The following is a 7,012-nucleotide window of genomic DNA, read 5'->3' as shown; positions in this document are numbered from 1 at the left end:
CGTCCGCGCCGTCCAGGCGGGCTTCCGGACTGGTGTCTTTCAGGCCCAGTTCGGCGTGCAGGGCCGCGCCGAGCGCCGCGACGAGGCCCTCGACGACCGTGCGGGCCGCGAACCCGTCGCGGTACAGGGCGGCCGCGCCGCTGATGGCGGTGGCGGCGTCCCCGCCGACCAGCGCGGCGGCTATGCCGCGCACCCGTTCGCCCGGCGGGAGGCCCAGCGCGTCCTCCACGCCCGCGCGGGTGATGGCGGTCCCGGCGGCCAGCATCCGCTCCAGCAGGCTCTCGCCGTCGCGCATGGCCCCGTCGGCGAGTCGGCCGATCAATTGCAGGGCGTCACCATCGGCGCGCGCGCCCTCGCGCTGCACCAGTCCACCGAGCTTCCCGGCGATCTCCTCGGGCGTCAGGCGCCGGAAGCGGTAATGCTGGCAGCGCGAGAGGATGGTCGGGATGATCTTCTCGGGTTCGGTGGTCGCCAGGATGAAGATCACGTGGCTGGGCGGCTCTTCCAGCGTTTTCAGGAGGGCGTTGAAGGCCGCGCGGCTCATCATGTGCGCCTCGTCGAGAATGTAGATCTTCTTGCCGCCGTGCATGGCGGCCAGACTGACCTTCTCGCGCAGGTCGCGCACGTCGTCCACGGAGTTGTTGCTGGCCGCGTCGATCTCCATGACGTCCGGGTGCGATCCGGCGCGCACGCTCAGGCAGGATTCGCACTCACCGCAGGGTTTGGGCAGCGGCCCCGTGCAGTTGGCGGTCATGGCGATCAGGCGGGCCGTGGTGGTCTTACCGACCCCGCGCGGACCGCTGAACAGGTACGCGTGCCCCACCCGGCCCTGTTCGAGCGCGGCTTTCAGGACGTCCTTGACGTGCTCCTGCCCGACCACGTCCTCCCAGCGGACCGGGCGGGCGCGCTGGTAGATGGCGCTCACGGGCGCCCCTCGGCGGCGCGCAGGAGAGGCCCGAACGCTGAACCGCGCGGCCTGTCGCCGCTCAACCCGACCCCACTGCACACACGCCGCTTCACCTCAGCATTCTAGAGCCCAGGCAGGAAGCGGCGCAGTGACGGGGGGAAGAGTTGATGGTCGATGGTCGAAGGTTGATGGGGAGACAGCCCTTTCCATCAACCATCACCTGTCAACCATCAACCCTGCCGCAGCGGCAGGTAACGCGGTTGCCACGCGCGGTCGCGGATCACGGCTTCCAGTTCGTCGCGGCTCATGCTGCGGATGCGGCGCTCGGCGCACACGCCGTCCCGGATGCTCTGCAGGGCGACGTTCACGGCCACCTGGACGCTCAGTTCGCGCAGGTCGCTGATGGGCGGGTACACGCGCTCGCCGTACGCCTGCGTGAACTCGGCGAGGGTGCGGGCGGCTTCCATGACCATGTTGTCCGTGATCTCGCGGGCGCGGCTGGCGACCGCCCCGAACCCCAGCCCCGGGAAGATGAAGGCGTTGTTGCCCTGCCCGACCGGGTAGCGTTTGCCCTCGTACTCCACGTCGGGAAAGGGACTGCCGGACGCGATGATCGCGCGGCCGTGCGTCCAGTGGATCAGGTCGGCGGGCCGCGCCTCGACGAGGCTGCTGGGGTTACTGAGCGGGAACACGATGGGCCGGGGCGTGAAGTCCAGCATGGCCTGCACGCTCTCCTGCCGGAACAGGCCGGGCACGCCCGTGAAGCCCAGCAGCGCGGTGGCGCGGGCGTTCACGATCACGTCGTGCATGCTGGGGTACTCGCCGCCGAACACCCAGCCGCTCAGGTCTTCCGGGCGGCGCGCGAAACTCAGTTGCTGGTCTTCCAGGTCCGGCTGGCCGTGCATCAGCAGGCCGTGGCGGTCCACGACGAACACGCGGGCGTTCGCGTCCTCGGGGCTCAGCCCGTCGGCCTGCAGGCCTTGGCGGATGGCCATGGCCACGCCGATCCCGGCGGCCCCGGCGCCCACCACCACGAACACCTGCTCGCTCAGGCGTTCGCCCTTGGTGCGCGTGGCGCTGATCAGCCCGGCCAGCGCCATGGCGCCCGTGCCCTGAATGTCGTCGTTGAAGCTGGGTACCACACGCCGGTAACGTTCCAGCACCCGGAAGGCCGTGCCCCGACTGAAATCCTCCCACTGGATGATCGCCTTGGGGTAGCGGGTCGTGACGGCCTCCACGAAGGTATCCAGGAACTCGTCGTACGCCTCGCCGGTCAGGCGGCGGTGGTGCACGCCCAGGTACAGCGGATCGTCGATCAGGTCCTGGCGGTTGGTGCCGACGTCCAGTTCGACCGGCAGGGTCTTGTCCGGCCCGACACCCCCGGCCGCCGTGTACAGCGACAGTTTCCCGATGCTGATGGCCATGCCCCCGAAGCCCTGATCCCCGATGCCCAGGATGGCGCTGCTATCGGTGGCGACGATCATGCGCACGTCGTTCACGGTGACGTTCTCCAGCATGTCGTCCACGCGGTCAATGTCGCCCGTGCTGACCGTGAACCCGCGCGGGTAGCGGTAGTTGCTGGAGTAGTGACGGACCGCCTCGCCCACCGTGGGCGTGTAGATGATGGGCAGCATCTCCTCGAGGTGATCTTCGAGGATCGCGTAGAACAGCACCTCGTTGCGGTCTTGCAGGGCGCGCAGGTACTCGTGCTTTTCCAGGTCGGAGCTGCACTTGAGGTAACGCAGGTACGTGCGTTCCTTCTGCTCCTCGAAGGTGCTGGTGTGCGGCGGCACGAGGCCCTCGAGGCCCAGTTCCCGGCGTTCCTCGGGCGTGAAGGCTGTGGTCTTGTTCAGCAGCGGATTTTGCAGCAGTGCCAGTCCCGACACGTGCACGTTGATGAAGCGCTGCCCCTGAGAATCGCGTTTCACGTCGTAATAGCGGGAGACAGAAAGATTTTTCGGCATGACGCTCCAGCATAGCCGCCCGCCGTTGTACCCGGTTCAGACACGCCGCGCACACAAGCCGCAGCCGCCCAGACAGGCGCGCAGCCCTGTTCAGGCAGGCACGCAGCTCTGTTCAGCGCACGGACAGAACGGGGCAGCGTGCCGGAGCGGGCGCGCGGTCACGGCGTCCCGCTCTGCTCCGCCCAGCGCCCCCGGAGCGTGTCGAAATTCTCGTCGATGCGCGCCTGGGGCAGCACCATCTGCGTGGTCGCGCCGTGCCCGATCTGATCACCGAGTTCGTTCACGGCGACCATGCGGGCGGTCACGCGCCGACCCTCCTGCCGCTCGAAGGTGGCCGTGACGGTCACGCGCATGCCGGGCAGGGCGCTGGCCGTGTGCGTCACGTCCACCTGTGTGCCGATACCGCCCTCGCCCTCTTCCAGGAACGGCAGGATGATCTTGCGGCCCGCCTCCTCGAAGTGCCGCGCCATCCAGTACGTGGCGTACACCGGGTGCAGTCGGCCCAGTACTGCGCCGGGGGGGGCCAACGGCACGTCCGGACCCCGCTTCTCTCCTCCTCACCTCCGCTCGGATTGATTCGGAACTGCACCGGATCAACCGGAGTCCGTCTAAGCCGCCCCCACGCACACTCCTGGGCCAGCACGTACACTGCCCGTCATGCGCGTGACCCTCAAACCGGCCGATATCTTCACGCTGCTGCGCGACGCCTTCATGGCGTTCGGACAGGACAAAGCACCCCGCCTGGCAGCGGCCATCGCGTACTACGCCATGTTCAGCCTGGCGCCGCTGCTGCTGCTGGCCGTACTGGTCGCCGGGCAATTCCTGAGCAACGGCACCGTCGTGGACCAACTGTTCGGTCCGGGCGGGATCGTGGCGCAGAACCTGGGCGCGAAAGCGGCGGACGTCCTGCGCGGCCTGATCGACACCGACGCCCTGAAAAAAGGCAGTGTGCTTGCCAGCATCGTCGCGTTCGTGACGCTGTTCATGGGGGCCACCGGGCTGTTCGTTCAGCTTCAGGACGCCCTGAACTCCATGTGGGGCGCGGATCCGGGCCCCCCGAACGGGTTCCTGAACGTCCTGTGGACCCGCGTGAAATCGTTCCTGATGATCCTGGCCATCGGGGTGCTGCTGATCGCGTTCCTGGGCGTGAACACGTACCTGTCGGTCATCGCGCAGCAGCTGGGCGATACCATCGGCGCCGGGGCGTTCTTCGTGCGGGCCGGAACGGCGCTGCTGTCCGTACTGTTCCTGGCGCCGGTGTTCGCCGGGATCTACAAGGTGCTGCCCAACGTGAAACTGGAGTGGCATGAAGTGTGGGTGGGGGGCTTTTTCACGTCCGCGCTGTTCACGCTGGGGCAACTGGGCATCGCCCTGTACCTGGGCCGGGCCGCGCCGGGCAGCGCGTTCGGAGCGGCAGCCACGCTGATCGTGCTGCTGCTGTGGATCTACTACTCGGCGATGATCTTCTTCTTCGGGGCGGAGGTCACGTGGGTGTACTCGCAGCGCTTCGGCACGCACGCGGGTGGCGCGGCGAACACCGCCAAGAAGCAGGCCCTGGCCGCTCAGGGCGCCGGGATTGACCCGATCGAGAGCGAGCAGGAACGCGCCGCGAAACAGCAGGCCGACGGGCCCGTGCGGGACAGTCGCGGCCGGGTGCTGGGTGTGCCGGTCCCGCGCGTCCTGCGCCGCGCGCCGCGCCGTGAGGAAGGCCGCGTGCTGCCCACCGTGCGCGCCGCCGTGTGGAACGCCCTGACAGCCGTCCTGGCCGTGCCCGCCGTGATCGTGCTGCGGGTGCTGGGCATCACGGGCGGCCGCCACCGCAAGTAGCTGGCCCAGCCCAGATAGCTGGTGCAGATGGTTGGCACGGGTGGCTGGCGCAGGTCGCTGGGCCAGAGAGCCGTGTCAGCCGCCGCCTTCAGGCCAGCGTGACGGGGTACGGCAGCGTGCCCTCGTAGATGGCGCGGCCCACGATGGCCCCCTCGATAGCCTCTTCCTGGAGCAGGCGCACGTCGTCCGTGTTGGCCACGCCGCCACCCACGATCAGGGTGCGGGGCCACAGGCCGCGCACCTGCCGCATCAGGTCGCGGTCCAGGCCGCGCAGGGTGCCGTCGCGGGTCACGTCCGTGAAGATCAGGGTGTCCAGGCCCGCGTCGGCCAGGCCCGTGGTCAGGTCACCGACCATCACACCGCTTCCCTGCGCCCAGCCGTGCGTGGCGACTTCCAGGCCGCGCGCGTCCAGGCTCACGACCACCCGCTGCGGGCCGTGCTGGGCGATCAGGTCAGTCACCAGTCCGGGGTCCTTCACGGCGGCCGTGCCGACCACGACCCGCTGCACACCCAGGCGCAGCAGGTCCCCGGCGGCCTCGCGGCTGCGGACGCCGCCGCCCACCTCGACCGGCACGCCCAGCCCGGCGGTGATCTGCGCGATCACGGCGCGGTTCTCGCCGCGTCCGGTGGCGGCGTCCAGGTCCACCAGATGCACCAGGGACGCGCCCAGGTTCACCCAGTGGCGCGCGGCTTTAAGCGGCGAGTCGAAGTACACGGTCTCGCGGTCCGGGTCGCCCTCGAACAGGCGAACGGCGCGGCCGGACTGGATGTCCACGCAGGGAATGATCAGCGGCACACTCATGCGCCACAGGATACGGGCCGGGTCACGCCGGAGGCTGCGGGAGGCTACACTGCCACGGTGCGCGTCGGGATTGTCACTGCTACCTACCTGCCGTCCCGCAACGGGGTGGCGACCAGCACCGCCCTGTTCGCGCGGGGCCTGCGGGACCTCGGGCACGAGGTGCGGATCTTTGCACCCCGTCACCCGCAGACGCCGCCCCGCGAGGACGGCGTGTACCGCCTGAACTCGTCGTTCGCGGGCGCGCGGGCGCTGGGCGCTCCGGCCGATTACCCCGTGATGCTGGCGCCCGGGCCGCTGCTGACCTCGCGCCTGCCGCTGCGGGACCTGGACGTACTGCACACCATGCACCCGTTCGTGGCCGGACAGCTGGCGCTGCGCTGGTCGCGGCTGTCGGGCGCGCCCGTGGTGTACACGGCGCACACGCAGTACGACCAGTACCTGCACTACGCGCCCATGCCGGGGCGGGTGGGCCGGGCCGTGCTGCGCCCGCACGTGAGCGCCTTCGCGCGCCGGGTGGACGCGGTGCTCGCGCCGGGCCGGGCGATGGTGGACATGCTGCGCGAGTACGGCTTTCAGGGCCGCGTGGACCTGCTGGCGAACCCGGTGGATCTCGCGTCGTTCCGCGCGGCGAGTGGCGCGGCCTTCCGCGCCGAGTTCGGTGTGGCCCCCCAGACGCCGCTCGTGATGTACCTGGGCCGCCTCGCCCCCGAGAAGAACCTGGAAGTGGCCCTGCGCGCCTTCACGCAGGCGCGGGCCAACCGCCCGGACCTGCGCCTGCTGGTGGTTGGCGACGGCCCCAGCCGCGCGCCCCTGCAGGCGCAGGCCCCCGAGGGCGTGACCTTCACCGGCCCCGTCCCGTACGCCCGCGTGCCCGAGGCCCTGGCGGCTGCCGACGCGTTCATCACGGCCAGTACCAGTGAGGTGCTCCCCATGAGCATGATCGAGGCGCTCGCGGCGGGCGCGCCCCTGGTCGCCGCGCAGAGTCCCGCCGCGCTGGACCTGATCGAGGAAGGTGTGAACGGCACGGTCCGCGCCGCCACGCCCGAAGCCCTGGCCGACGGCCTGCTGGACACCCTGCGCCCGGACCGCCTACCGGCGTTGCAGGAGGGGGCGCGCCTCAGTGCCGCCCGCTACGACCTGCCGGTGCGGGCCGCCGCGCTGGCCGCCGTCTACGAACGTGCGCGTCAGGAACGCACCCCCCGCTGAGCCGCCGCGTGGCCCCCCCGCCATCCGCCCTGCTCCTGCCCGCGCTGCGGCTTTCCATGAGTCCACGCGGATTGAACGGTTCCAGTACTCCATACGGATTCCGTTTGTTTCGCCGACAACCCGGAACTTCACCGGATTGCCAGCTCCACGTCCGGAACCCGCCCCGCTCCCACTCGCTTCGCTCGGATTGAACGGGCTTTGCAGCCCCTTCAATCGGAGTCCGTATCATTAGACCTCCTGCGAAAGTCACGCCACGTTGACAACGGTGCGATTACACACCGCCGCAATGAGGTTGACGCGTAAAGA

General features: G+C 69.8%; 6 protein-coding genes. 2 read left to right on the top strand and 4 right to left on the bottom strand.

The genetic code is table 11. From position 1 onward, the window contains the following. The 3 genes from dnaX to QZ271_RS13465 form a co-directional block, all read right to left on the bottom strand. A partial coding sequence (gene dnaX, locus QZ271_RS13475) for a DNA polymerase III subunit gamma/tau (protein ID WP_291432330.1) occupies positions 1–925 on the bottom strand: 925 nt, incomplete at its 3' end. A gap of 212 nt (positions 926–1,137) precedes the next feature. Beyond that, a complete protein-coding gene (locus tag QZ271_RS13470; protein ID WP_291432328.1) occupies positions 1,138–2,871 on the bottom strand; it encodes an NAD-dependent malic enzyme in 1,734 nt (577 codons plus the stop codon). Positions 2,872–3,029: 158 nt separating this feature from the next. Continuing rightward, a complete protein-coding gene (locus QZ271_RS13465; RefSeq protein ID WP_291432327.1) occupies positions 3,030–3,404 on the bottom strand; it encodes a thioesterase family protein in 375 nt (124 codons plus the stop codon). Positions 3,405–3,528: 124 nt separating this feature from the next. Here QZ271_RS13465 and QZ271_RS13460 point away from each other — a divergent pair, with 124 nt between their 5' ends. Next, on the top strand, positions 3,529–4,698 hold the full coding sequence (locus QZ271_RS13460; RefSeq protein ID WP_291432325.1) for a YihY/virulence factor BrkB family protein: 1,170 nt from the start codon (positions 3,529–3,531) through the stop codon (positions 4,696–4,698). Between the two features lie 88 nt (positions 4,699–4,786). Here the strand turns inward: QZ271_RS13460 and hisA are convergent, their stop codons facing one another. Next, positions 4,787–5,500, bottom strand: coding sequence for a 1-(5-phosphoribosyl)-5-[(5-phosphoribosylamino)methylideneamino]imidazole-4-carboxamide isomerase (gene hisA / locus QZ271_RS13455; RefSeq protein ID WP_291432322.1), 714 nt, complete (start codon positions 5,498–5,500; stop codon positions 4,787–4,789). Between the two features lie 57 nt (positions 5,501–5,557). Between hisA and QZ271_RS13450 the strand changes: the two genes are divergently transcribed. Then, entirely contained in the window at positions 5,558–6,706 is a 1,149-nt protein-coding gene (locus QZ271_RS13450) for a glycosyltransferase family 4 protein (RefSeq protein ID WP_291432320.1), read from the top strand. Positions 6,707–7,012 lie beyond the last annotated feature (306 nt).

The sequence above is a fragment of the Deinococcus sp. genome, assembly GCF_018260555.1.
Lineage (GTDB): Bacteria > Deinococcota > Deinococci > Deinococcales > Deinococcaceae > Deinococcus.
This window is presented reverse-complemented; position numbering and strand designations above follow the sequence as displayed.